Source organism: Streptomyces vastus (genome assembly GCF_039532825.1).
GTDB classification, from domain to species: Bacteria; Actinomycetota; Actinomycetes; order Streptomycetales; family Streptomycetaceae; genus Streptomyces; species Streptomyces vastus.
On the sequence record NZ_BAAASJ010000122.1, the window covers coordinates 37,010 to 62,229 of the forward strand.

A 25,220-nucleotide genomic window follows, 5' to 3' on the forward strand; every position below is an offset into this window, starting at 1 on the left:
CACCACACCGGAGGTCTTCGCCATGATCAAGCACGGCCAGTGTCAACAACGCTCTTGATCAATACAGGTGTAGCCCGTCTTCAGAGATTATCGGATGGTGGATCATGGTGAGGTGATACGCCGTCATGAACTCACCGATGAGGAGTGGGAGTTACTCGCTCCGCTGATACCGCGGGCTGCGACGGGCCGGCCGCGGGTGTCGGACCCGCAGGTCATCAACGGGATGGTTTACAAGATCCGGACCGGGATCTTCTGGCGCCAGCACGCCGCCGCCACCGACCGAAAAGGGGGATCAACAGACCGGACGAACCGGACGATCACGCCCTCGGCCGATCCCGAGGCGGACTGGCTAGCAAAAGCCACCTCGCCTGCGACGGCAAGGGGCGCCCGCTCGCAGTCCTGGTGACGCCAGTGCAACGCCACAACAGTATCTGCGCGCGACCTCTTCTGGAGCGCATCCGTGTCCCTCGCGCCGGCATGGGCCGACCTCGATGCAGGCCTGACCAGGTCATCGCCGACAAGGCTTACAGCTCCCCTGGCTTCCGCGTCTACCTGCGCAAACGCGGCATCGGGCACACCATCCCAGAGAAGGGCGACCAGCAGCGACACCGGCACAACCACGGCAGCCGCGGCGGACGACCACCGACGTTCGACCGGCAGGCAGACATTCTGCGGCTGGGCATGGACGACGAGATCACCCTGAAGCTGGACGCCAAGACGTCTGTGACCCAGCGCGTGGTGGGCATCTACGACGCGACGGAGCTCCAGGCGAGCATCTACCTGGACGCGGCAAAGGCACCCGAGGCGCTGCGCCGGCAGATCACCCTGCTGTACGCCACGGGCTCCGACCGGACAAGGCGCGGGCCGGTATCGAGGCGGCGTTCCGGGACCGTCCCGATGTGGCCGTCACCGACCGGGAGGGCCTGGTCGAACAGGGCGTCGACCAGCAGCGGTTCGCGTTCACGCTGATGTACGCCATGTTCGGGGTGGCGATCGTCATCGCGGTGTTCGGCGTCGTCAACACGCTGGTGCTGTCGGTGATGGAGCGGACCCAGGAGATCGGTGTGATGCGGGCGGTGGGGACCAAGCGGCTCCTGGTGCGACGGACCATCCGGGCCGAGAGCATCGTCATCTCGATGTTCGGGGCGTTGCTCGGCGTGCTGGTGGGCGTGCCGGTGGGTGCCGTGATGCAGCACGCGATGTTCGGGCAGTTGCTGTGGGACTTCACGATGCCGTTCACCGTGATCGGGATGGCACTGGTGGGCATCTCGGTGGCCGCGGTGATGGCGGCGATGTGGCCCGCCCGGCGGGCGGCCGGTACGAACATGCTGGAGGCGATCTCCGGCAAGTGACGGCCGCGACGCGAACGGGGGCGGGGCAGGTGCTGTCCACCTGCCCCGCCCCCGTAGCGTGCGGGTAGGGGACGTCAGCGGGCCGCGGGGACCTGCCGTGCCGTCAGGTCCGGGTCGTCGCCCGTGCGCAGAACGGTCAGGTCGTCCCCGGGGCCGGGGGCACCAGCGCGGCGCCGGGACCGGCCGGGCGTGCCACGGCCCTGCGGTGGGGCGCGGTGTCCCCGGGGCGGCTGGTCCACACCTCCGCGTCGCCGTCGACGCCGTGCCGCAGGGTGAGCACACGGCCGTCGGCCGCGGGGGTGGCGCTCGGCGTCCACCACGTGCCCGCCGGGGGCGAGCAGCCCGGCGACGAGGACGTCCGGCCAGTCGTCGGGCACCGCGGGGAACACGTCCACGGCGTCGCTACCGGCACCGACGAGGAGTTCCAGAAGCGCCTGCCCGGCCGGGAAGGGGGCGGCGGCGCGCGGTGAGACGGCGTGCCGGTACAGGGAGTTGGGCCTTCATGGAACGTCTTCCTTCCGATCGGCCGGTGATACCGCGTGCCATGCTGATCGATAACCGCCGTGAAAGTCACCGCTCCTACTCAGGCTGAATCCGCGATGTCCGGGGTGGTGTGACGGGTCGTGATCCCTGCGGTACGACCACATCATGCGGTATGCGCAAGGGGGCGAGCTGACGCCTGCCGAGCAGAAGAAGCGTGAGGCGGTGCGGCTGGAGGCGGCCAAGCGGTTCGAGGCGGGAGCGGGTACGGGGCAGATCGCGGCGGCGCTGCGGGTGACGCGCCGGTCGAGGGGGGATGTCAGTGATTGCGTGGGGCGACCAGGCCGGATTCGTAGGCGAGGACCACCAGTTGGGCGCGGTCGCGGGCGTGGAGCTTGATCATGGCCCGGTTGACGTGGGTCTTTGCGGTCAGCGGGCTGATCACCATGCGGTCGGCGATCTCGTCGTTGGACAGGCCGTGGGCGACCAGGGCAACAGCCTCGCGTTCACGGCTGGTCAGCTCCTCCAGCCCGGTGCCGACAGCGGTGGGCAGCGGCTGGCTGACGTACCGGTTGATCAGCTTGCGGGTGATGGATGGTGCGAGCAGGGCGTCGCCGCGAGCGGCGACACGCACAGCGTGCAGGAGGTCGTCCGGCACGATGTCCTTGACGAGGAAACCGGCGGCGCCGGCGCGCAGTGCGTCGAGGACGTATTCGTCCATGCCGTAGTTGGTCAGGATGACGACATGCACACCGGCCAGGGCGGGGTCGGCAGCGATCCGGCGGGTGGCCTCGATCCCGTCGACGAGGGGCATCTGGATGTCGATGAGCGCGACGTCGGGCAAGTGCTCCCTGACCAGGGCCAGCCCCTCGCTGCCGTCGGCCGCCTCGGCCACCACCTCGATGTCGCCCTCGAGGTCGAGCAGCGCGCGGAATCCGCTGCGGATGAGCGGCTGGTCGTCGACCAGCAGGACACGGATCACGATGCTCCGTTCGCGGGAAGTTCGGCCTGCACGGTGAAGCCGCCTTCACTGCGCGGTTCTGCACGCAGCCGGCCGCCGAGGGCGGTGACGCGCTCGCGCATCCCGAGCAGCCCCAGACCGGGCGTCGGCGCGGCGCCAGGGATGGCCCTGCCGTCGTCATCGACGCGGATCGCGAGGGCGTCGGGGCGGTAGGCGATACGGACCGACGCGGTGGCCGCGGCGGAGTGCCGGACGATGTTGGTGAGCGATTCCTGCACGATCCGGTAGGCGGTCCGGCCCACCGCGGCCGGCACGTCGGTTCGGTGTCCTTCGATGGTCAACGAAGCCTCCAGGCCGGTCGCTTGGAACCGTTTCACCAGCTCCGGTATGTCGTCGAGACCGGGCGGCGGGGTGGTGTCGTCGTCGCGCAGCGCCTCCAGGGTCGCACGCAGCTCCCGACTCGCTTCCCGGCCGGCCTCCTGGATCGCCAGCAGGGCCTCCGGCACCTGCTCGCCGCGCCGACGGGCCACGTGGACGGCCACTTCGGACTGCACCTTGATGACCGAGATCTGGTGGGTGAGCGAATCGTGCAGCTCCCGCGCGATGCGCAGCCGCTCCTCATCGGCGCGGCGCCGCGCGGTCTCCTCCTTCGTACGCTCGGCCTCCGCCGCCCGCCGCTCGGCCTGCCGCAGCGCCTCACCGGCGGCGAACGCGGCGATCAGCCAGGCCACTTCGAGTACGTGCCGGGCCTGCGCCAACACCTCGCCCGCAGGCCCGTCGCGGAAGACCAGGGCCGTGAGGTGCAACGCGGCCAGCAAGGTCACGGATGCCGCCACCGTCAGGGCGCGGTACCCGGCCCGCACCGCGCCGTACACCGCGACCAGGTACGACACGGCGAGCACCTCGAAACCGGCCGCCTGGTAGCCCACCGCGCACAACCCGGTGACGGCCAGCACGGCTCGCGGAGCCCGGCGACGCGCGACCAGCGCCAGGCCGCCGGCAGCAAGGAATGCGTAGCCGAGCCAGGCGGGATCCGCGTCGGGCCGCTTCCCGGACAGCCCGGTACCAAGGAGCAGCGCCGCCACGCCGAGGGCGATCGCCCAGTCTACGAACCAGGCCGGGACACCGAACCGTCCTTTGTCCATGCGCGCACCCTAGCCGGATGCCCAGGCGGCCCGAGTCCCGCTCGGGGACGAGCGGCCTTCTACCGCACCCGCGGTACCTGCGTGACTCCTGCCGCACCCGGAGTATCCGGGTGCGGCATCGGCAGCAGCGCGAAGTGTCTGCGCCTGCGGGACGACCGGCGGCGCGGTCGGCAGGCACGCTCGAGCCCTATCGGAATTCGGGCATCTGCCGCGGACGAAAGAGGAGAAGGACCATGAGCGCTTCGCAAGCAATCCTGGCGGCCGCAGAGGGCGGGATCATCGGCGACGGGCGGACCGGGGCCAACCTGGCCCTCGGGGTAGGGCTGCTCGGCGTGGCCATCGGCTGGCTGGCCCTGGCCCGCGCCGCCGGACGAATCAACGCCGGCAACGCGCGCACCGGCGCCCTGTCGGCCATGGCAGTCGGGTTGGTCGGCACGGCCCTTGCGGTGCTGCACCTGGCCACCTCCAGCGGTGGTCCCGGCACCGGCAACGGGCTCGTCGGAGCCATCGTGGCCGTCCCGTTGGGACTGGTCGCCATGGTCCTCGGCCGCCGGGCGCTGACCCGCTCCCACCGCACCGGTCGACCGGCCGAGCGCGGCGAATACAAGCGCACGCTCGGGTCTGCCTGAACAGCGGCCGGCAAGTTCGATGGGTGTAGTTCCCTGCGCCATATCTGCTTCGCGGACGAGATTGGTCAGTCACTGATCCCACCCAAGGGGCGGACCTGGGCCCCGCGCGGCGCCCGTCCGATCGTACGGGTGGCCGGCCGTCGCGGGGGCCGGGTCACCATCGCCGGCGCGGTGTGCTTCAGGTCCGGACGGCGCCCACGGATGTTCTTCAAGGTCCAGGTCTACCGCGGGCGGCGGGGAGGGGAGCCGAAGGCGTTCACCTGGAGCGACTATCGGGACTTCATCCGCACGGTGCACCTGCAGCTGGGCACCCCGGTGGTGTGGGTGTGGAACAACCTGAACGTGCATCTTCAGCAGGAGTTGTTCGACTTCGCTGAGGAGCACAAGGATTGGCTGGTCCTCTTCCACCTGCCGCCGTACGCACCGGAGATCAACCCGCAGGAGGGGATCTGGAGCCTGCTCAAGCAACAGCCGAGAGGCTGGTAGCGGTAGGTGCGGCGGCGCGTGGACCAGAGTCCCCTCCACACCGCGTACGGCGCCATCGCGTCGTGCCACACGCAGGTGCTGAGCGCCGCCCGTGCATCCGGTGGCGGGGCGGGCAGCCGGTCAATCTCTGTGCCGTGCTTACCGGGCCCGGCCCTGGCAGCCGGGACTGCATCAGGCTGCGCGTGTACGGCAGTTGTCCGCGTGGACCGCCGAGATGATCGGATACGGTCGCAACGACGCCGGCGTCGCCGCATCCGGCCGACAGGAGCGGATCCGATGACCACCGATGCTGGGCCTGCGTCAGTCAGAGAGTCCCTCCAGCTCGCGCTCCTGGCCGAACCCGAGGGCAGCCCGCTGGTGGACGAACTCGCCGAAGCCGCCGCCGACCACTACCACTTGAACTACAGCAAGCACCCCGTACCGGTGCTGTTCCGGGGGGCCGCGCCGCCCGCGCCCTGCTGGCCAGGCTGCTCCCCGACGCGGGCGGCACCGAGCCGCACCGCCAGGTCGGCCGGCTGTCGGGGCTGCTGGGCAACCTGGCCTTCCACCCGGACGACGCAGCCGACGCGCGCACCCACCGGGTCACTGCCGTGTCGTACGCGAATCGGTGCGGTGATGCGGCTCTGACCGCGTGGGCCTACGGGGGCGCTCGCAGCACCGGCAGCCTGACCTCCGCGTTCACCTATGCCGAACGCGGCGCGGCCGCCGCCCCGGCGGCCTCGTCCGTGCCCAGCTCCACGCCTGGGCGCTGCTGCCCACCCTCGCCCAGCAGGGCCGCGACCGGGAGGCCAACGCCGCCCTCGACGTGGCGCTGACCGAACTCGACGCCGACGAGGTCGGCCAAGCGCCGGGCCGTTTTGGCTTCGACGAACCCGAACTTGCCCTGCACCAAGCCGAGGCGCACCTCACACTGGGCCGCACCGAACAGGCCCGCGCCCTCGCCGAGGACTCCGCGGCCGCCTGCACCCCCGGATGGGCTGCCGCCACACGCCGTAGTCGTCGGCGGCCGGATCGCGGAATGCCCGCAGTGGCCAGAGTGGGTGCCGAGCCGGGCGAGGCGTCTGTTCAGCGCGGCTCGGTCGCCCTCATGACGCACGAGTTCCGCGCAGCTGTCGCCTCGGCGAACGCCTGACCCGGCACGACGAGGGTGAATGCGCAGGTCAGGAACCTCTTCACAGCTCCTGAGGCAAAAGGACGCCTAGGCGCATCTAGCCCTGTCCGGCCGATTTTGCGGGGCTCGTGTGCCCTGGCACGGCACTCCCCCGTAGCCATTCGGGCATGGGAGCTGCCCCCATGCTGCGTTGCGTCACTCGCCTACGCTCCGCGTGGGCTCTCCCCCTGCCTTCGGCGGGGGGACCCGCATCCTCCGGCCTGCGATGCACCACGCCAGACCCCGCTCGCTGATCCGGCCTGATCGACCGGACAGGGCAGGCCTCGCAGGGAACCGTCTACAGCGCAGTCAGCGCGGCTGTAGCCCCACCGGTACGTCGCCGGCCATGACAGCCTGCCGCTCCTCCTGGCGTTGGGGCGCGGTCCGTTCGGAGGACCGGTGGGAGTGGCGCTGCGGCCCGGGCGACGCAGGCTCCTAGCGTGTCCGGGCATGACGAACGCATCCTCAGACCGAGCGGCGAGGCCCACCCGAAGGGGGGCGCTCGCAGGCCTGGCGGCCGGAGCCGGAGCGGCCCTTGTGGCCTCGGCGCCGACGGCCTCTGCGCTGGTACCCGCCGGAATTCGTGGGTCAGCCACGTCCAGCCCGTCGTCCACGACCGCGGCCACGGCCGCGTCGCCGACGCCCGGAGCCATGCAGTTGTTCACGGACCCCGCGCTCAACTTCGCCGCGCTGCTGGCCCTGGGCGGCGCCGGGTTCGGCTCCAGCGAGGTCGGCGAGGTCCTGACCGCGGTCAACGCGATCAACGCCGCGGGGGCGGACCAGCAGACCTTCACCGCGGAGTTCCGGCGCTGGGGGGACCGGCTGACGGCCACCGCGACCCGGCATCCGCAGAGCCGGCGCTCCCGCTCGCTGCGGGCGGCCCAGTACTACGACCAGGCGCTGTTCTTCGTGCTCGGCTCGGACACCCCCGGCGACGAGGAAGAGCTCTACCTCGCCGGGCGTCGCTCCTGGGACACGTTCGCCCGGCTGTGCACACCGGCGGCGATCACCCATCAGGTCCCGTACGAGGGCGGGACGTCGATCCCTGTCTGGTTCTTCCGCCCCGATACCTCCGGCAGGGCCAGGCCGACCGTCATCCTCACCAACGGCAGCGACGGCCAGAACGTCGACATGTGGACGTACGGGGTCTCCGCAGCGCTCGCCCGCGGATGGAACGCGCTCGTGTACGACGGACCGGGCCAGGGCCAGCTGCTCTTCGTCGACCAGGTCGTCTTCACCCCTCGCTGGGAGCGGGTCGTCTCTCCCCTGGTGGACTGGCTGGAGCGCCGCAGGGACGTCGACGAGCGGCGCATCGCCCTGACCGGGCTGTCGATGGGCGGCGACCTCGCGCCGCGCGCAGCGGCCTTCGAACGCAGGATTGCAGCGCTGGCCGCGATGCCGGGAGTGCTCTCGCCGTGGCTGGCTTTTCCGCCGGAGCTCCGGAGCATCGTGGGCCCCGACAAGGCGGAGACCAACCGCATCTGGAACGAAGAGGTAGTCCCCGAGCTGAGCCCGGAGGAAGCGGCGACGATCGAGAAGCGGGTCGAGCCGTTCTCGATCCCCGCGATGCTGGCCGCCCGTCAGGGCCGCATCTTCACCGACTTCTGGACACCGGCCCAACGGATCATGGCGCTCGACATCACCGAGGTCGTGGGCCGTATCAAGTGCCCCACGCTCGTGCTGGACTACGACGACGAGCAGTTCTACCCCGGCCAGCCGCGCGCGTTCTACGAACTGCTGCGTGCCCCCAAGGATTTCCAGCTGCTGACGGCGGCCACCGGTGCCCAGCTGCACTGCTCGCCGATGGCGCCACAGCAGCACTGCGAGCTCGTCTTCGACTGGCTGGAGGACACCCTGGGGCGGGGCCACCGCCCATAGGCCTGCCGTCAGCGGTTCGGCGTACGCCTGCCCGCACGGCCCGGCCGACAACAGTGGGATGCCCCTGCTCGCGTGGCTGCGCGAGCAACCCGGGGCGGAGTGCGTCTGCCGGGACGGCTCGGGCTCCTACGGCGGGGCGATCCGCCAGGCCTCCCGGAAGCGGTGCAGGTCAGCGACAGGTGGCACCTGGGACCAACCTGTGCGGCAAGGTCCTGGCCGAGGTCCGCTCCCACGGCGCCTGCTGGGCCACCGCCGGGAACCCCGCCCAGCCCGGGGGCGTCCGCGAGGAGACCACCCGCGAGCGCTGACGGCAGGTCCACGACCTGCTCGACCAAGGCGTCGGCCTGCTCGAATGCGCCCGCCGCCTTGATCTCGCCCTGAACACCGTCAAGCGGTACGCCCGCATGAAGGAGACCGCCGCGCACCCCGCTACAAGCCCACGCTCGTCGCCCCCTACGGCGACCACCTCCGCGCCCGCCGCGCCACCGGCCCGGCCGTCGCCGTCAAGCACCTGTTCCGGGAGATCCAGGAGCCGGGCTACACCGGCAGCCTCAACCTGCTGTACCGCCACATCACCCAGGGCCGCGCCGAGGGCGAGCGGTTCGTGACCACCCCGCAGCGCTTCGCCCGGCTCCTCCTCACCCGCCCCGAGAACCTGCGCGACAAGGACACCGCACTCCTGCGGGAACTTACCAAAGCCTGCCCCGAGATGGCCGAACTCGCCCGTCTCACCAGCGAGTTCGCGCAGCTCCTGACCCAGGCGGAGGGCAACGACGCCAAGCTCACCGACTGGATCACCCAGGTCCGCCCCGCCGACCTGCCCCGCCTGCACTCCTTCGCGAAGGGCCTCGAACTCGACCGCGCCGCCGCGACGGAGGGCTCACCCTCCCCTACCACAACGGCCACACCGAGAGCGTCAACACGCAAACCAAGAGGATCACGAGGCAGATGCACGGCCGAGCCGGGTTCCCCCTGCTCCGCCACCGCATCCTTCTCCAGCGATCACTACACAGCGCTACCACCGATTACGGGGCAGAGTCGTTCGTTTGACAGACCCCTACTGGGCGCCGAGTTGCTGGGCGGCCGCGCGCAGGCGCTTGCCCCGCCCGCCGGTCACGGACTTGACCGGGATCAATACCGCCCACCACAGTTTCGCGCCCGTCGGGGACACGAAGGCGAGCGGCACGGCGACGGCGAAAACCAGCACAGTCGACGCCAGATCCGCCACGTCGTTGCGCGCGACGGGATCGGGTAGCGGTGTGCTGCCCAGCCACGGGCGTTTCCACATTACGACCGTCAGTGCGAGTTGTGCCGCCCCCACGGCCGCGACGGCGCCGGAATAGATGGCCACCGATTGCGGCAGGTCCCCGTACTCGGCCAGCAGGGTGGTAGGGAAGGGCATAAGGGCGATCAGCCCAAGGCACAGCAGCCCGATCCGGACGGCGGTCCCGTCCACCTCTCGCGCGTACCGGAAAATCTGGTGGTGACCCCGCCAGAACGCCGCAATGACCACAAAACTGAGAGCGTACGCCCACACGTTGGGCATCACATCCCCCAGCGCTTGCCGGAAACCGGCGGGGTCCAGCCCGTCGGGCAGCGTGATGTCCAACGCCAGCAGCGTCATCGCGATGGCGAACACACCGTCCGACAGCGCGAGGAGTCGGGCCGCGCTTCCCTCGTCGTCTTGCACCCGCTGGTGGCCGTTCACAACCCAAACCATAGGGCTAATTACCTCTAAATATTATGAATTTAACTGCTTCGACGTGTTCGCCCCCCCGGGACTTCGCAGGCCTGGAACAGAGGGAGCGCCGAGCGTTCCAGTTGGCCGAACGCGCCAACCGATGCGGTGAGCCACAGTGGTGCTGCCAGCCGACGTAGGTGTCGCGGGGCGGGAACAGCATTGGGAACAGGAACGCGCACTGCAACAGGCCGAGCGGCAGGAGATTCTCCAGGCCGCGCAGATCCCGAGCCCGGCCGCACCGCATTACCGTCTTCGTAGCCCCACAACGGGGTTATCGGCCTTCCGAGTTGGCATGACTACACTTCCTCCACCAGCACCCCGCCCAGGTGCGGCAGCAGGGACTTCAGCAGCTCTTCACACGCCCCGAGTGTCCATGCCGTCGTGACGGAGCGTCACGGGCGCACAGAGGCATGGACCCGCTTCACGGAAATCTTGGAAGAGCCCACGGGATGGCTCTGATCCACTTCTTGTGGGGCGGTGACGCGGCGTCACATGGAGCTGCAAGGATGGCCGTCCGTGTAATTGCAGCGTGTTCTTGATGGCCTTCTCCCATCTGGCACCCGTGGTGGTCGAGGAGGTCACGGTGGACGACGAGGCGGTGGCCCTCGCCGCGCGGACGGTGACCCGGGAGGCAGCCTGCCCCGGATGCGGCGCGGTGTCCGGCCGCGTCCACGGTGGCTACCGGCGGCGCCTGGCCGACCTCGCGGTGGCCGGGCAGAAAGTCGTCATCGACTTGGCGGTGCGACGGTTCCTGTGCCCGGTAGCGGAGTGCGATCGCCGCACCTTCGTCGAGCAGGTGGACGGTCTCACCGAGCGGTTTGCGCGGCGCACACCGTCTCTACGCCGCGCGCTGGAGAAGATCGCGCTGGCCCTGGCCGGGCGCCCGGCAGCCCGGCTGGCCGCGCATCTTTCGGTACCGACGAGCGCGAACTCCCTGCTCAGGCTGGTGCGAAGACTTCCGGACAAGCACGTGGGCGCTGCACCGCGGGTCCTGGGTGTGGACGATTTCGCTCTGAAGAAGGGCCACGTCTACGGGACGATCATCTTGGACGTGGAGACCGGGGAGCGAGTGGACGTCCTTCCCGACCGCACTGCGGACACCCTCGCCGCCTGGCTGCGTGCGCACCCTGGAGCGGAGATCGTCTGCAGGGACCGGGCCAGCGCCTACGCCGAGGCCGTGCGCACCGCCTGTCCCGACGCGATACAAGTGGCGGACAGGTTCCATTTGTGGAAGAACCTGTGCGAGGCGGTCGAAAAATGCGTTGCCACTCACCGCAGTTGCCTGACCAAGCCCACCGGCGAGCCGACACCGGACGCCACCGCGCCGTCCTCCGAGGCGGTGGAGCAGGAGGTGCCGGCGCCGATGGAAGGGCTGCGCGCCATACAACGCCGCGAGCGCCACGCCGCCGTGCACGCCCTGTACGACAAGGGCGTGCAGATCCAGGTGATCGCCGAGACCCTCGGCTTGGACCGTAAGACAGTGCGCCGCTACGCGTACGCCGCCACCCCCGACGAGGTTCCGCCCTCAGGGACCGGCGCACGACGGGGCGGGCGCATCCACCCCTACCTGTCCCATCTGTACCAGCGGTGGAACGAGGGCTGCACGGACGCTGCCCGACTGTGCACGGAGATCCGCGAGCGCGGCTACCGTGGCAGCGGGCGCAACCGTCCGCCGCCACCTGCAAGACATCCGAGCCAGCGGCAAGCCCGCACCCGACAAGCCGGACGAGCTGACCGTCCGCAAGGCCACCTGGCTGATCACCTCGCACCCGGACCACCTGGAAGAGAGCAGCACACTCAAGCTCAAGAAGCTGCTGTCCCGCTGCCCCGAGCTGGACGCCGTCGCCGCGTGCGTCCGCTCCTTCGCCACGATGATGACCGAGCGCCGCGGCAGCGACCTGGCCGACTGGCTCACCAGCGCAGAGAACACCGGCTTCAAGCCTCTGCGCAGCCTGGCCCGCGGCCTGCGCCAGGACTTCGACGCCGTCGCCGCCGGACTCACCCTGGAGTGGAGCTCCGGCAAGGTCGAGGGCAACGTTAATAGGGTGAAACGGATCAAAAGGGACGGATATGGTCGCGCCGGATTCGACCTTCTCCGCCTGCAGATACTCCTCGCTGACTGAGGCATTCCCGGCAACAGCCGCTCACGCCGTCGCCAGCCCGTCAGCCCGTGCCGCGGCCGCGTACCAGCGGCAGGTACACCTCGTCGACGATCTCGACGAGAACCTCGTCCGGCGCAGTGGGGACGCCGCGCACGACAAACTCGTTGCGGAGCAGGACGATCGCCGCTGTGGCGACCCGGGGGTGCAGCACCTCCGGCGCGGCCTCGCCGCGAGCGACCGCGCGCCCCAGGACAGTCAGCCAGGTGGCGGTCACGGCGTCGGTGGACTGCCCCGGCAACTGGGCGAGGAACTCTGACGCGCCGCCGGCGGCGGCCATCAGGTCCCGCAGGATCGCGCCGAGCGGGGAACTCCAGTGCCGGTTCGCCGCGCGCAGCAGTTCCAGGGCGTCGCCGCGCAGGCTGCCGGTGTCGGGCGGCTGGACGGTCGTAGTCATCTGCCGGTAGGCGGCGGCCCCAAGGGCCAGGCGGTTCGGCCAGCGCCGGTAAATGGCGTTCTTGTTGGTGCCGGCGCGCTTGGCGACCTGGTCCATCGTCAGCCCGGCGTATCCGGACTCGGTGAGCTCGTCGACGGCCGCCTTAAGGATCGCGTCTGCCAGAGCCGCGCCGCGGCGTCGCGTCTGTCCGGCTCCCGCCTGTCTCGTCGAAGCCTCCGCCATGGACCCTTCCCGCTACCGGTACCAATCGTTCCCTCCCATGGTGGCCTTGACCTTGTCACATCGGCAAGTAGGGTACGTCAAGTACCTAAATAATGATCGAGGGGAGCCGTAGTATGCGCGCCAATGGCATCACCTACGACACCGGCTTCATCCGCGGCGGGCTCTCCCGCGAGCACGTCGACCCTGCGGTGGTCGAGCGTGAACTACGCATCATCCGCGACGACCTGCACTGCACCGCGGTCCGTGTCGTCGGCGGCGACCCCGACCGGCTGGAGCAGGCCGCCGGACTCGCCGCAGACCTTGGCTTGGAGGTGTGGTTCTCGCCGTACCCTCTGGAACAGACCGCCGAGGAGATGCTGGCGTTGTTCGCCGACTGCGCCGACCGGGCCGAGCGCCTGCGGCGGCGCGGTGTCGAGGTCGTGTTCGTCACCGGCGCCGAGATGAGCATCATGAACCTCGGCTTCCTGCCCGGCGACACCTTCGACGAGCGCCTGGCGCTGCTGAGCCGGCCGGACCGGCTACGCGAGCACATCGGCGCGGTCAGCAGACGGGTCAACGACTTCCTGGGCAAGGCAACAGTCGTGGTCCGCGAACGCTTCGGCGGCCCCATCACTTACGCCGCCGTGCCACTGGACCGCGTGGACTGGACCCCCTTCGACCTCGTGTCCCTGGACCTGTATCGATCCGCCGAGATTGCCGACCAGTTTGCCGACGGCGTCCGCACCCTGGTCGCGCAGGGCAAGCCGGTCGCGATCACCGAGTTCGGCTCGGCCACCTACCGCGGCGCGGGCGCCGCCGGTGCCCGCGGCCTGGAGATTGTCGAGAATGACCCGGACAGCGGCAAGCCGCTCCGGCTGAACGGCGAGTACACCCGCGATGAGGCGGCGCAGGCCGCGTATCTGCGCGAACTTCTGGAGGTTTTCGACGCCGAGGGCGTCGATACGACGTTCGTGTTCCTCTTCGCGCTGCACTCCCATCCGCACCGCCCCGACGGCGGCTCCCGCGACGACCTGGACCTGGCCAGCTACGGCATCGTCAGGGTCCTCGAGGACGGCCACGGGTACGCCTACCCCGACATGCCGTGGGAGCCCAAGGCCGCGTTCAGCGCCGTCGCCGAATACCACCGCGAGCACTGAGCATCGCGACACTCCGCAACGGCCCCCACAAGAAGTGGATCAGAGCCCACGGGATTCCCCACGTACGGCCAGATATCTCCCCGCTCGCTATGTACGCATGCCGCTCGGCGAGGCTCGGGCGGGTGAAGAACAGCAGGGAGATCATGGAGATCCTTGAGGCGTACGACCACACGGGCAGTTACCGCGCCGCGGCCGTGCTGACCGGCGTCGACCACCACACGGTGGCCCGGTATGTGACCTGAGGTCAGCGGCTGACCGGTTCCGAGTAGCGCTCCCTGCGAGGGGACGGGTCGTCCACACCGATCTCGTGCCACGGCCCGCCGCACTTCAGGGCGGACAGCGTGATGGCGCGCACGTCCCAGGCGAGCGCCTCCAGGCGGTTGTCGAGCAGGTGCTCGGGCCTGCCCGCCAGGACCTCGGGCGGGGTGGGGAACCGTCGCTGCGGATGTAGCGGTAGCGCTGCCAGAAGGCGTACGTCTTGCCGTTGGCGCCGCTGACACCTTCCCAGATGCGGTTCCCGGCATAACGCTCGTAGTCCCAGACCTTCTTGGCGAGCGGGCCTGGGACAGGTGCCGTTGTCGAGCTCGAACAGCCGCACCTCGCTGGACTCGGTCGGCTGGCGCAGGACGGCGTCCGTGTCGAAGTTCAGGCCGGTCTCCTCAGCACAGCAGCACCGCGTCACAGGCGGACCTCGTGCGTGCGGTGGCCCCGCACCGCACCGATGCAGCGCACACTCACCCGAGCGGGCCCGGTATCGGCCGTGCCCGCCAGGCACCCTATCCGCGCCTGCGGGCTCTCCCGCGGGCTGTCGGAGACACTCCGGCAGGAGGTGGACGACAAGCGCAATCTGCGCTTCGCTCTGCAGGGTCCGGATGGCCCGCAGCCGCTGCGCCTGGACGAAATCCCCCTGCCCGCAAGCACTCCAGCCCCGTACCCGCGCCCCTGCCAGCAGAAGCCACCGGCACCTCCAGTCCCTGAACGTCCAACGGCGCGCGAGGTGGCTTCCTGAACTATCTGGGGCCCGGGACGGTCCGTCGTGTCCGTCGTGGTGCGGCGGCGCCGAGGCTGCCCGGCGGTGTCAACTCCCCGCGCAGTGGCCAGACTCGGGCCATGGAGTGGATGACCTTGGTCAGTGCAGGCGTGGGTGCCGTCATCGCCACCGCATCCGCGGCTTTTCTCGAGCGCGGCCGCTGGCGCCGCGAGAGCCGGGAGCGCGAGACGACCGTACGGAGGGTCCTTTACGGGGAGTATCTGGCGTGCTTGTCCGAGGCGCGCAACGGATTCCGCAGTCTGGCCCGCGACACGGCCCTTTCAGTGCAGGACCGCGCCGTTGCCGCACGCGAGTGTTTCGCCCCGTGCTACGGGCTCCGCTACCAAATGACGATCACCGCCCCGCCAGCCGTGGTGGAGGCATCCGAGGACGCCTTCCGCCGGCTTCGTGATGTCCGGGACTTGGCGGGCGAGGGTGCCCTGTCGGACAGCAACGTCTACGCGCAGGGAAGAGGCCGGTACGAGGACGCGCTGACGCGCCTGCGGGCGGCAATGCGCATCGACCTCGGGGCGGACGCCGGCTGATGCCGTGGTCCCGCGCGAACTGGGGACGAAGACCGGCGGCGGCATCAGCGCTGGAAGAGCACCGCGGCGGATACGAGCAGCATCACCAACGTCCCCACGCCCGCCAGCGCGAGTGCCACCTTCGGCATCTTCGCGGTGAGCCATTCCAGCACCTTGCGTCGGGCCGAGGCCGGCCGTGGAAACTGCCGCTTGCCGACCGGGGGCTGCTCGTTGCTGCGTACTGGCGGACGCACCTGACGCTGCGCCAACTGGTCCCACCGTTAGGGGTGTCGAAGTCGGCCGCCGCCCGAGTGATCGACCCCCCGGACCCCAACTCGCGCTGCAGCCATGCAAGCGGTTCGCGAAGGACGCCGTGCTCATCGTGGACGGCACCCTGGGCCCGACCCGGGACCACACCATCGCCGCGCAGTCGAAGAACTACCGGTACTCGACCAATCACCAGGCCGTCATCGATGCCGACACCCGCCTGGTCGTCGTGGTGGGCCGGCCCCTGCCCGGGGACCGCAACGACTGCAAGGCGTGGGTCATGCGTGGGCGCTCGGCGGCGCGGGGTTGACGCTTGTCACGGCGGCTTTCGTGGCTCTCGGAGCGTTCTGGTTCGCCTTCACGTCTATGGAAGATCTGTACGTTCTCGGATCGTTATCCCGGACTAAGGGGGCGATACGTTACTGATGGAACGCGGCTGACGTTCTGGTGCTTGACCGTGGTCGGGCGGAACGGGAAGCTGAGCCGCCCCCTCCACATCTTCCGTGTCACTACTCGAAGATGGACTGCCCATGCGCACCCTCCCTCGCGCCGGCTCCCTCGCCGTCGCCGCGGCAGCCGCGCTGCTGACCGCCCCCGCCGCGCACGCCGCCCCCACTGCCGAGGTCCTCGGCGACAACGGCACCGTGAAGATCCATGACGCCGGCACCGGCGAGGAACTCCGCAAGAACGAGCCGCACGTCTGCACCTTCTACCTCGACGGCTTCGGCTTCGACGGCGGCCAGCAGGTCGACTGGCACATCGAGGCCTGGGCTCCGACCGCCGACGTCAAGGGCGAGACGGCCGAGTCGGGTTCGCTGTCGCTCGATGCCGAGGGGCACGGCCGTACGCAGGAACTGTCGCTGCCGGACGGCCACTACAAGCTGTTCTGGAACTTCGACGGTGAGAAGGGCGCCGCGAAGCACAAGGTGTTCTGGACGGACTGCGAGGAGTCGGCGGAGGACTCCACGGGCTCCGCGGACTCCGCCCCGGCCGCCTCCGGGTCTCCTGCCGTCCAGGGGGCGGCGTCGTCCCCGTCCGCGCAGGACGGCGGGGATCTCGCCGAGACCGGCAGTGGCGCTCCGGTCGGCCTGATCTCGGCGGCCGCGGCAGCGCTGCTGGGCGCGGGCGGCTACCTGGTGTTCCGCCGCCGCAGGGCATCGAAGGGCTGACCTTCTGACAAGGCGGTGCCCCCGTGTTCGAACGTACGCAGCACGGGGGCACCGTCACGCCCAGACGACAGTCAGCCGGTGTTGCGCAGGCCGGCCGCGACGCCGTTGACGGTCTGGGAGGTAGGAGATCGGGTCGGGGTAGGCGTCCCGGATGGTGACGGTCTGCCTGAGTATCGGCTGGGCGTCGAGGAGTTCCTGATCGACTTCATAAGCCGACGACTGACCCGTGAATCCACCCTGCCCGACGGTCATGCCGATGGCGCCGTCGAGGCATGGATCCGGCACCTCAGCGAGGCGCCGGGGCCACCGCGCCTTGTGCGCGCAGCACGGCGATGTCGTCCTCGGTGACGCCGAGTTCGGTGAGCAAGGCTTCGGTGTGCTGACCGAGTGCGGGGATCCCACCCATCGGTGGCTCGTAGCCGGCGATGACCGGAGGTGGAAGCAGAGCGGGTACCTGACCGTGAGGTGTGTCGATCCGGCGCCACCGGTCGCGGGCCATCAGGTGTGGATGGGCTATGACCTCGCTCGGTGTGTTGAACCGGGCATTCCCGATCCCTGCGGCATCCGCGTCGCTCTGCACCCGCGTCAGGTCATGGCGTGCGCACCAGTCGGCGATCTCCGCGTCCAGGAACTCACGGTGCTCAGCCCGACCCGAGGTGGTACGAAAGCGTTCGTCGTCGGCCAGGTCGGGCCGGCCGAGCAGGTCACGCGCGAATCGCCGCCATTCGCGGTCGTTCGTCGTGCCCAGGACGACGGTCTGGCCGTCCGCTGTGCGGTAGGCGCCGTACGGCGCCACCGCGGGCGAGCCCATGCCGACCGGCTGTTGGTCCACACCCGTGTGCAGCGTGTAGGTGAGCTGATACCCCATCAACTCCGTCATCGTGTCGAACAGGCTCACCGCGACCGCGGCGGCGCCGCGACCATGGCCACGCTCCTTGCCGCAGAGCAGCGCCAGAACCGACAACGCGGCATACAGGCCGGTGCACACGTCGGCCATCGGCGGACCGGGCTTGGCCGGCGCACCGGGAAAGCCCGTCATCGCGCATGCGCCCGACTCCGCCTGGGCCAGCAGATCGTAAGCACGCTTGTGGGACAGCGGGCCTCCCGGCCCGTAGCCGTCGATCTCCACGGCTATGAGTTCCGGGTGGCTGACGGCCAGGTCGGCGGGCGCGATACCGAGCCTCGCCGTGGCACCGGGAGCAAGATTGGAGACCATCACATCGGCGCGGTCGAGCAACCGGTGGAGTACCTCCATCCCGGCCGGATCCTTCAGGTTCAGCGTGACCGACTCCTTGCCCCGGTTTACCCATACGAAGTGCGCCGCCATGCCGCCCACCACGTCGTCGTAGTGCCGGGCGAAGTCACCGCCTTCCGGGTTCTCCACCTTGATCACCCGAGCCCCGAAGTCACCGAGGGTGCGGGTGCAGATGGGAGCCGCCACCGCCTGCTCCAGGGACACCACCGTGATGCCCGCCAGTGGCCCGGCCGGCTTGGCCGCGTCACGAGCGGTTCGCCTCGGGTCGGAGCGTTCTGCCCTCTCGGTGTCTGCCATCCGCTCGGTGTCTGCCACGTTCACCCCATCACCCTTCGGGGTCCGGGAAGGAACGCCGGGCCTCGCCATAGGTTTCTCCTCGACCTTGTCGTGCCTGCTGCGCCAGGCGCGTCGGTGCTGTGGTCCGCGCCGCCCGCCTCATGCCCGCTCCGTTGTGGTCGGTCCGGTGAACCGCGGAGCGCGTCCGGCCAAGAACGCGCTGCTGCCCTCGGCGAAGTCCGCACCGGCCGGCAGGTGCGGCTGCGCCCGTACCTCCTCGGCGAGTACGGCGTCGAGTTCCGCGGGCCAGGACAGGATCCGCTTGGTCTCCGCGCTGGAGGACGGAGCGCCTTCGGTGAGCCGCCCGGCCGGCCGTACCGCTTTGTGCCGTGCGGATCCGGGCTCGCAGAGGGCGTCGGCCAGCCCGAGCGCGGCCGCCTCCCCCGCGTCCAGGACGTCGCCGAACAGCAGCAGGCGCTTCGCCGTGCCCAGCCCGGCCCGCGCCGGCAGCGACCAGAGAAGTCCGGCGTCCGCGATCAGCCCGATCCTGCCGAAGGCGCACCCGTACCGGCCCGTGTCCTCCACGAGCACGGCCGCGCCTGGGGTCCGGTCGCTCATGGCGGCCCGGCCGGCCCACGACCGCACAGCGACGGCCGGTCGCCTTCCCCGTACGGCCCGGTGGCCTCGCGCGCCTCGCTCAGGGAGCCGCCCGCTCCGCCCGTCACGCGTGCTCCCGCAGCAACTGCCTGCCCACGATGAGCTTCTGGATCTCGCTCGTCCCCTCGTAGATGCGGAACAGCCGCACGTCCCGGTAGAAGCGCTCGACGGGAACGTGGCGCATGTATCCCATGCCCCCGTGTATCTGGACGGCACGGTCGGCCACCCGGCCCACCATCTCGCTGCAGAACAGTTTCGTGGAGGACGGCGCCAGCCTGCGGTCCTCGCCCGAGTCGTACGCGCGGGCCGCCTCAAGGACCATGGCGCGGCCCGCATACATTTCGGCGTGCGACTCGGCGAGCATGGCCTGGACGAGCTGGAACTCGCCGATGGGACGTCCGCCCTGCCGGGTGACCGAGGCGTGCGCGACGCTTTCGTCCAGGATGCGCCCGGCCAGCCCCACACACATCGCCGCGACGCTCAGACGTCCCCTCGCCAGCGACCGCATGGCGGTGCGGAATCCCTCTTCCTCGCGTTCTCCGACGAGGGCACTCGCCGGAAGGCGTACGTCGTCGAAGAAGACCTCCGCGCTCAAGGCCCCCGACTGGCCCATCTTGTGGTCCCTCGGTCCCACGGTGACGCCGGGGCTGTCCGCGTCGACGGCGAAGACGGAGATCCCCTCGGCTCCCGTGCTCTGCGGCCCGGTGCGGGCGAACACCATGAAGACACCGGCGAGCGGGGCATTGGTGATGAACCGCTTGCTGCCGTTCAGGACGTAGCCGTCCCCGTCGCGTACGGCACGGGTCCGGATACCGCTGGGGTCCGAGCCCGCCTCCGCCTCCGTGAGCGTGAACGCCGCGATCAACTCCCCGGCGGCCATCCGCGGCAGATAGCGCCGCTTCTGCTCCTCGGTGCCGGAACTCGCCAGGAGCTGGCCGGCGACCCCGTTGTTGATGCTGAACATCGAACGGAACGCGGGCGTGGTGTAGCCGATCTCCAGGGAGAGGCGTACGTCCTCCGTCATGGAGAAGCCAAGGCCGCCGTACTCCTGGGGCAGTGCGTAGCCGAACAGGCCCATGGCCGCGGCCTTCTCGCGGAGGTCCGCCGGGATCTCGTCCTTCTCCTCGATCTCGTTCTCGCGCGGGACGACCTTCTCGCGCACGAAGGCCCGCACCGCCGCCAGAACGGCGTCGAACTCGTCTGGTTCCATTGGCTTTTCGCACTCCTCGGTTGTGGGCGCCTTGTCGAGCGGGCCCCAGGGCTTGGGCCGCTTGGGCCGCTTGGCCGCTCCGGCGGCTCCGGCTTGCTCGGGCTCAGCGGGGAAGGAGTTCCAGGACGGTGGCGTTCGCCATGCCGCCGCCCTCGCACATCGACTGCAGGCCGTAGCGGACGCCGGTGGCTCGCATGTGGTGGAGCAGCGTCGTGGTCAGCCGGGCGCCGGAGGCTCCCAGGGGATGGCCGAGCGCGATGGCGCCGCCGTCGGGATTGAGCCGGTCCGGATCGGCGCCGGTCTCGGCGAGCCAGGCGCAGGTCACGCTGGCGAACGCCTCGTTGATCTCGAAGGCTCCGATGTCCTCGATGCCCAGACCCGCGCGCTTCAGGACCTTCTCGGTGGCCGGGATGGGGCCGGTCAGCATCGTCACGGGGTCGACTCCGACGACGGCGAAGGAGTGGAAGCGGGCGATCGGGCGCAGACCGAGTTCACGCGCCTTCTCGCCGCTCATGACCAACAGCGCCGAGGCACCGTCCGATATCTGCGAGGAGTTGCCCGCCGTGACCACGCCGTCCTCGGTGAAAGCGGGCTTCAGACCCGCCATCGTGGCGGCCGTGCCGCCCCGCCGTACTCCCTCGTCCGTGTCGACGGTGCGTACGGAACCGTCCTCATCCGTCACATCCACCGGCACGATCTGGGACTTGAACCGCCCCTCGTCGATCGCGGCCGCCGCGTTGGCGTGCGACCGGAGGCTGTACGCGTCGAGCTGCTCGCGGCTCAGTCGCCAGCGCCGCGCGATCTCCTCCGCGCCCAGCCCCTGGCTGAACCGTGAGACGCCGTACCGTGCCCGTACGGCCGGGCCGAAGGGTTCGCCTGGGCCCCGCTCGCGGCCGGAGCCCAGCGGTACGCGGCTCATCGACTCCACGCCGCCCGCGACCACGATGTCGTACTGACCGCTCATCACTCCCGCGGCGGCGAACTGCGCCGCCTGCTGCGAGGATCCGCACTGCCGGTCGATGGTGACGCCCGGCACTTCCTCGGGCCATCCGGCGGCCAAGACGGCGAAACGGCCGACGCAGCCGGCCTGCTCACCGGTCTGCGAGACGCAGCCCCACAGCACGTCCTCGACCAACGCCGGGTCCAGGTCGTTGCGTTCGGCGAGGGCGCGCAGCACCACCGCCGACAGGTCGACCGGGTGCACAGTGCTCAACGAGCCGTTCCGCTTGCCCACGGGGGTACGGACGGCGTCCACGATGACCGCGTCACGCATGTCAGACCTGCCTTTCCGCCGTGTCCGGCGCGCTGGATTCCTGTGTGCCCGAGGGGGGTTCGCCCGGGCCCCGAGTCGTCCGGGCCAGGCGGCGGAGCTCGGTTTTCAGCACCTTTCCGGCCGGGGACAGGGGAAGTTCGTCGACGAAACGGACCTCTCTGATCCGCTTGTACGGCGTCACGCGCTCCGCGACGTACTCCATCAGCTCCTCGGCCATCGCGCGCGGCTCAGCGGCGGGGACCACGAAGGCGACGGGGACCTCGCCGACAGCAGGCACCGCCCTCCCGACGACCGATGCCTGGAGCACTGCGGGGTGTCCGCCGAGGATGTCCTCCAGCTCGCGCGGGTACACGTTGTAGCCCTTGTAGATGAGCATGTCCTTTGATCTGCCGGAGACGTACAGGAAGCCGTCCGCGTCGAGGTGGCCGGTGTCGCCGGTGCGCAGCCAGCCGTCGACGAACTGCGCGGCGGTCTCGTCCGGGCGGCCGAGGTAGCCCGAGGCCACCTGAGGGCCCCGCATCCAGATCTCGCCGCGCTCGCCCGGCGGCACCTTCCGGCCGGGATCCAGCGGGTCCCTGATCTCCAGCTCGGTGTCGAACAGGGGAAGTCCCTGGCTGCCCGGCTTGCGCAGCCCGGCCTTCGCGATCGGGCCGCTGGACACGGTTGCTGTCGCCTCCGTCAGGCCGTACCCCTCGATGACGGCGGCGTTGGGGAAGACCTCTGTCAGCTTCTCCAACGAGTGCGTGTCTATGGGGGCGCCGCCCGACACCACGGCCTTGACCGAGCTGAGGTCCCGCGTGCGGATGCCCGGTGTCGCCAGCAGGGCGTGATAGAGCGCCGGGGCGCCGGGGATGTACGCGATCCGGTGCCGTTCCACCTGGTCCAGGTACGACTCCGCATGGAAGCGGCCGCTCAGGATGGTGGTGGCGCCGCACAGGAGGAAGAAGTTGAGGCTGATCAGGCCAAGGGCGTGAAACAAGGGCGAGATGCACAGTGTGGCGTAGCTGCCCGGTGCCAGGGCGTAGTCGCCGGAGGTCTCCAAGGGGTTCAGCACCACACCGCCTTCGCTGTCGAGCCCGGGGAGCGCCCCGGAGCGCCAGCAGGCGACCTGGATGGTGTTGGCGACGATGTTGCGGTGCAGTATGCGCACCCCCTTGGGTGCTCCGGTGGTTCCGCCGGTGTACCCGAACTGGGCGACGGAGTCGGTGGAGACCAGCACCTCTGGCGGGTGGGTGCTCTGGCCTGCGACGAGGGCCTCCAGGGCGGTGCCCGCCTTCCCGAAGAGCTTTGCGCAGTCCTCCGGCCTGTCGGCCGGGGCCGATTCGCTGGGCGGCACGATGACGACCAGCCGGACCGGCAGCCCGTCGATCGCCTCGGCCAGCACCGGTGCCGGCTCCGGATGGGTCACCACGGCCGCCGCGGAGCAGTCGGCGAGCTGGGCGCGCAGGGCCCTGGCCGGCTGGGCGGGGTTGGCCGGGCAGGCTGTCGCGCCGGCGAGCATGATGCCGTAGTAGGCGACGGCGAACCACAGGGTGTTCGGCAGGTGAAGGGCGACCACGTCACCCTGCCGTATGCCGCGCGCCCTGAGGCCGCGTGCGAACGCGGCAGCCTGTTCGTACAGGCCGGTGAAGGTGAGAACCTGGTCGCCGTCGCGTATGGCCGCCCGGTCACGGTAGCGGCGGGCCGAGCCGGCGAGCACCGCGCCGAGCGGGACATCGGGGTAGTCGAGACGGCGAGGCAGTCCCGCGGGCCAGTAGTCGGTCATGTGCCGCTCCCTTCCCGCGCCGGCCCGCGGCCGGCCATGCAGGGCTTTCGCGCCGTACGCCGGTTCATCGCACGACCTCCGCGTCGAAAAGCTTCTGGATCTGCTCGGGGTTCCGGCCCGTCTCGGCGAGGACCTGCGCTGTGTGCTCGCCCGGAAGGGGGGCCGGGTGGGCGTGCCGGCGAGGGGTGGAGGAGCCGAACCGAGGGGCCGGGGCGGGCTGGAGGACTCCGGTGCCGTCGGTGAGGAAGGTGCCGCGTGCGGCGTTGTGAGGATGGTGCGGTGCCTCCACCAGCGACAGCACGGGGGTGACGCACGCGTCGGCGTCGGCGAACACGGCGGCCCAGTCGTCGCGGGTCCGGGCGGCGAAGACCTCCGCCAGGCGCCGCCGCATGACCGGCCAGCGGGAACGGTCCCACTGTTGGGTGAAGTCGGCATCCGCAGCCAGGCCGAGCCGTTCCAGGAGGGTGGCGAAGAAGGGCGCCTCGATCGCGCCGACGGCGACGTACTCGCCGTCGCGGCAGCGGTAGACGCCGTAGAACGGGGCTGTGCCGTCCAGGTAGTTGACGCCCCGGTGGTCGGTCCACCGCCCCTGGTGCAGACGGCTGTAGGTCATGGCCAGCAGCTGAGCCGACCCGTCCACCATGGCGGCGTCCACGACCTGGCCTTTCCCGGTGGCGCCTGCCTGCACGACCGCGCACAGCACACCGAAGGCGAGCAGTGCGCCACCGCCGCCGAAGTCGCCGAGCAGGTTGAGCGGCAGGACCGGCGGACCGTCGGCCGGTCCGATGGCCCCCAGGGCCCCCGACAGGGCGATGTAATTGATGTCGTGCCCGGCCCGCGCCGCGAGCGGCCCGTCCTGCCCGAATCCCGTCATCCGTCCGTAGACCAGGCGCGGGTTGCGGTCCAGGCACGGGCCGGGGCCCACGCCTAGCCGTTCGGCCACCCCCGGCCGGAAGCCTTCCAGGAGGACATCGGCATCCGCCACCAGGTCGAGGACGGCGCCGACGCCTTCCGGGTGCTTGAGGTCGATGGCGGCCGAGCGCCGGCCCCGGTGCAGGACGGGATCGGGCCTGCCGGCCACGTCCGACGGGCGCTCGACACGGATCACGTCCGCACCGGCGTCGGCGAGGAGCATCGCACAGAACGGCCCCGGTCCGATGCCCCCGAGCTCGACGACCCGCAGCCCGGTGAGCGGCCCCGGGGCCGCGTCGGGTACGGCGCCGTTCGCGCGTTCCTGGTCTTGTTCTTCGTTCACCGGCCGCTCACCGGCCTCGCCAGACGGGAGCGCGCTTCTCGGTGAAGGCCGACGCGCCTTCCCGGGCGTCATCCGAGTTGAACACCAGCTCCGTGATCGGCTTCTGACGGTCGAACAGCTCGTCACGTGGCCAGCCGGGAGACTCCACGAGGATACGTTTGGTGACCCGTACGGCGAGCGGACCGTTGGCGGCGATGGCGGAGGCCAGCAGCCTCGCCTCCTTCAGCGCGCCGCCGGGTGGAGTGAGCCGGTTGACCAGTCCGTAGTGGTGGGCCCGGTCCGCGGTGAGGACATCGCCGGTGAGAGCGAGTTCCATCGCGATCTGGTACGGGATCCGGCCCGGCAGTCGCAGCAGTCCCCCGGCCACCGCCACCAGACCGCGCTTGACCTCGGGCAACCCGAACTTGGCGTCCTCCGCGGCGACGACCAGATCACTCGCGAGGGCGATCTCGCATCCGCCCGCCACGGCGTAGCCCTCGACGGCGGCGATCAGCGGCTTGCGCGGCGGGGTCTCGGTGAGGCCGGCGAAACCGCGCCCCGGCACATGCGGGCGCTCGCCCCGCAGGAACGCCTTGAGGTCCATGCCGGCGCAGAAGGTGCCGCCCGCGCCGGTGATGACGCCGACCGCGAGGTCGTCACGCTCGTCCAGCTCATCCAGCGCGGACCCGATCGCCTCCGCGACGGCTCGGGTGACCGCGTTGCGGGATTCGGGCCGGTTGATGGTGATGACGGCGATGCCGTCGTCGCCGTACTCGACCATTACTTCGTCTGCCACGGAAGCTCCTTTACGGTGGCCAAGCGGT

26 protein-coding genes and 3 pseudogenes are annotated in these 25,220 nt (G+C 70.4%); 16 read left to right on the plus strand and 13 right to left on the minus strand.

Annotation, left to right across the window (positions count from 1 at the left end; all coding sequences use genetic code 11):
* Positions 1–94: 94 nt before the first annotated feature.
* From ABD357_RS44980 to ABD357_RS40940, 4 genes are all read left to right on the plus strand, one after another.
* Complete coding sequence (locus ABD357_RS44980; RefSeq protein ID WP_425585210.1) at positions 95–406, plus strand: transposase; 312 nt, start codon at positions 95–97, stop codon at positions 404–406.
* A complete protein-coding gene (locus ABD357_RS40930; RefSeq protein ID WP_425585214.1) occupies positions 292–969 on the plus strand; it encodes a transposase in 678 nt (225 codons plus the stop codon). The genes ABD357_RS44980 and ABD357_RS40930 overlap by 115 nt, the downstream gene beginning before the upstream one ends.
* Positions 900–1,352 (plus strand): ABC transporter permease, encoded by a 453-nt coding sequence (locus tag ABD357_RS40935; protein WP_344396546.1) that lies wholly within the window; start codon positions 900–902, stop codon positions 1,350–1,352. The genes ABD357_RS40930 and ABD357_RS40935 overlap by 70 nt, the downstream gene beginning before the upstream one ends.
* Positions 1,353–1,624: 272 nt before the next feature.
* The gene (locus ABD357_RS40940) at positions 1,625–1,822 is read left to right on the plus strand and encodes a hypothetical protein (protein WP_344396548.1); all 198 of its coding nucleotides are present in this window, start codon (positions 1,625–1,627) and stop codon (positions 1,820–1,822) included.
* Between the two features lie 329 nt (positions 1,823–2,151).
* Here ABD357_RS40940 and ABD357_RS40945 read toward each other — a convergent pair whose 3' ends face one another.
* Positions 2,152–2,814 (minus strand): response regulator, encoded by a 663-nt coding sequence (locus ABD357_RS40945; RefSeq protein WP_344396550.1) that lies wholly within the window; start codon positions 2,812–2,814, stop codon positions 2,152–2,154.
* A complete protein-coding gene (locus ABD357_RS40950) occupies positions 2,811–3,938 on the minus strand; it encodes a sensor histidine kinase (RefSeq protein WP_344396552.1) in 1,128 nt (375 codons plus the stop codon). Before ABD357_RS40950 ends, ABD357_RS40945 begins: the two co-directional genes overlap by 4 nt.
* 233 nt (positions 3,939–4,171) lie before the next feature.
* Between ABD357_RS40950 and ABD357_RS40955 the strand changes: the two genes are divergently transcribed.
* From ABD357_RS40955 to ABD357_RS40980, 6 genes and pseudogenes are all read left to right on the plus strand, one after another.
* Positions 4,172–4,567 (plus strand): DUF6223 family protein, encoded by a 396-nt coding sequence (locus ABD357_RS40955; protein WP_344396555.1) that lies wholly within the window; start codon positions 4,172–4,174, stop codon positions 4,565–4,567.
* Positions 4,568–4,609: 42 nt separating this feature from the next.
* Entirely contained in the window at positions 4,610–5,053 is a 444-nt protein-coding gene (locus ABD357_RS40960) for a transposase (RefSeq protein WP_425585215.1), read from the plus strand.
* A 276-nt stretch (positions 5,054–5,329) separates the two neighbouring features.
* Positions 5,330–5,680: a hypothetical protein gene (locus ABD357_RS40965; RefSeq protein WP_344396557.1), complete on the plus strand. Its 351-nt coding sequence runs from the start codon at positions 5,330–5,332 to the stop codon at positions 5,678–5,680.
* A gap of 4 nt (positions 5,681–5,684) precedes the next feature.
* Positions 5,685–6,185 (plus strand): hypothetical protein, encoded by a 501-nt coding sequence (locus ABD357_RS40970; protein WP_344396559.1) that lies wholly within the window; start codon positions 5,685–5,687, stop codon positions 6,183–6,185.
* Between the two features lie 669 nt (positions 6,186–6,854).
* Positions 6,855–8,081 (plus strand): alpha/beta hydrolase family protein, encoded by a 1,227-nt coding sequence (locus tag ABD357_RS40975; RefSeq protein ID WP_344396561.1) that lies wholly within the window; start codon positions 6,855–6,857, stop codon positions 8,079–8,081.
* A gap of 64 nt (positions 8,082–8,145) precedes the next feature.
* A pseudogene (locus ABD357_RS40980) lies at positions 8,146–9,131 on the plus strand (ISL3 family transposase); the annotation flags it as partial.
* Between the two features lie 7 nt (positions 9,132–9,138).
* Here ABD357_RS40980 and ABD357_RS40985 read toward each other — a convergent pair.
* Complete coding sequence (locus ABD357_RS40985) at positions 9,139–9,789, minus strand: TMEM175 family protein (protein ID WP_344396563.1); 651 nt, start codon at positions 9,787–9,789, stop codon at positions 9,139–9,141.
* A 571-nt stretch (positions 9,790–10,360) separates the two neighbouring features.
* Here ABD357_RS40985 and ABD357_RS40990 point away from each other — a divergent pair.
* Together ABD357_RS40990 and ABD357_RS40995 are read left to right on the plus strand one after the other, a co-directional pair.
* Positions 10,361–11,161: pseudogene (locus tag ABD357_RS40990) on the plus strand (ISL3 family transposase); the annotation flags it as partial.
* 310 nt (positions 11,162–11,471) lie between these two features.
* The gene (locus ABD357_RS40995; RefSeq protein WP_344396565.1) at positions 11,472–11,945 is read left to right on the plus strand and encodes a transposase; all 474 of its coding nucleotides are present in this window, start codon (positions 11,472–11,474) and stop codon (positions 11,943–11,945) included.
* Between the two features lie 40 nt (positions 11,946–11,985).
* Here the strand turns inward: ABD357_RS40995 and ABD357_RS41000 are convergent, their stop codons facing one another.
* Positions 11,986–12,600, minus strand: a complete 615-nt coding sequence (locus ABD357_RS41000) for a TetR/AcrR family transcriptional regulator (RefSeq protein WP_344396567.1) — start codon at positions 12,598–12,600, stop codon at positions 11,986–11,988.
* Between the two features lie 113 nt (positions 12,601–12,713).
* Between ABD357_RS41000 and ABD357_RS41005 the strand changes: the two genes are divergently transcribed.
* Entirely contained in the window at positions 12,714–13,736 is a 1,023-nt protein-coding gene (locus ABD357_RS41005; RefSeq protein WP_344396569.1) for a glycoside hydrolase family 113 protein, read from the plus strand.
* Positions 13,737–13,980: 244 nt separating this feature from the next.
* Here the strand turns inward: ABD357_RS41005 and ABD357_RS41010 are convergent, their stop codons facing one another.
* Positions 13,981–14,418 (minus strand): hypothetical protein, encoded by a 438-nt coding sequence (locus ABD357_RS41010; RefSeq protein WP_344396571.1) that lies wholly within the window; start codon positions 14,416–14,418, stop codon positions 13,981–13,983.
* 428 nt (positions 14,419–14,846) lie between these two features.
* Between ABD357_RS41010 and ABD357_RS41015 the strand changes: the two genes are divergently transcribed.
* Positions 14,847–15,311, plus strand: coding sequence for a hypothetical protein (locus ABD357_RS41015; protein WP_344396574.1), 465 nt, complete (start codon positions 14,847–14,849; stop codon positions 15,309–15,311).
* A gap of 44 nt (positions 15,312–15,355) precedes the next feature.
* Here ABD357_RS41015 and ABD357_RS41020 read toward each other — a convergent pair whose 3' ends face one another.
* Positions 15,356–15,559, minus strand: a complete 204-nt coding sequence (locus ABD357_RS41020) for a hypothetical protein (RefSeq protein WP_344396649.1) — start codon at positions 15,557–15,559, stop codon at positions 15,356–15,358.
* On the opposite strand from ABD357_RS41020, the pseudogene ABD357_RS41025 reads away from it, so the two are divergent.
* Together ABD357_RS41025 and ABD357_RS41030 are read left to right on the plus strand one after the other, a co-directional pair.
* Positions 15,476–15,864 (plus strand): annotated as a pseudogene (locus ABD357_RS41025) (transposase family protein); the annotation flags it as partial. The gene ABD357_RS41020 and the pseudogene ABD357_RS41025 sit on opposite strands and share 84 nt — an antisense overlap.
* Before the next feature lie 223 nt (positions 15,865–16,087).
* The gene (locus ABD357_RS41030) at positions 16,088–16,726 is read left to right on the plus strand and encodes an LPXTG cell wall anchor domain-containing protein (protein ID WP_344396576.1); all 639 of its coding nucleotides are present in this window, start codon (positions 16,088–16,090) and stop codon (positions 16,724–16,726) included.
* Between the two features lie 286 nt (positions 16,727–17,012).
* Here the strand turns inward: ABD357_RS41030 and ABD357_RS41035 are convergent, their stop codons facing one another.
* The 7 genes from ABD357_RS41035 to ABD357_RS41065 form a co-directional block, all read right to left on the minus strand.
* Entirely contained in the window at positions 17,013–18,278 is a 1,266-nt protein-coding gene (locus ABD357_RS41035; protein WP_425585216.1) for a CaiB/BaiF CoA transferase family protein, read from the minus strand.
* Between the two features lie 138 nt (positions 18,279–18,416).
* Positions 18,417–18,875 (minus strand): enoyl-CoA hydratase/isomerase family protein, encoded by a 459-nt coding sequence (locus ABD357_RS41040; protein WP_344396581.1) that lies wholly within the window; start codon positions 18,873–18,875, stop codon positions 18,417–18,419.
* A gap of 103 nt (positions 18,876–18,978) precedes the next feature.
* A complete protein-coding gene (locus tag ABD357_RS41045) occupies positions 18,979–20,124 on the minus strand; it encodes an acyl-CoA dehydrogenase family protein (protein WP_344396583.1) in 1,146 nt (381 codons plus the stop codon).
* A gap of 103 nt (positions 20,125–20,227) precedes the next feature.
* Entirely contained in the window at positions 20,228–21,397 is a 1,170-nt protein-coding gene (locus tag ABD357_RS41050; RefSeq protein WP_344396586.1) for a thiolase family protein, read from the minus strand.
* Between the two features lies 1 nt (position 21,398).
* A complete protein-coding gene (locus tag ABD357_RS41055; RefSeq protein WP_344396588.1) occupies positions 21,399–23,162 on the minus strand; it encodes a class I adenylate-forming enzyme family protein in 1,764 nt (587 codons plus the stop codon).
* Positions 23,163–23,226: 64 nt separating this feature from the next.
* A complete protein-coding gene (locus tag ABD357_RS41060) occupies positions 23,227–24,417 on the minus strand; it encodes a CaiB/BaiF CoA transferase family protein (protein ID WP_344396590.1) in 1,191 nt (396 codons plus the stop codon).
* 7 nt (positions 24,418–24,424) lie between these two features.
* Complete coding sequence (locus ABD357_RS41065) at positions 24,425–25,192, minus strand: crotonase/enoyl-CoA hydratase family protein (protein WP_344396592.1); 768 nt, start codon at positions 25,190–25,192, stop codon at positions 24,425–24,427.
* Positions 25,193–25,220 lie beyond the last annotated feature (28 nt).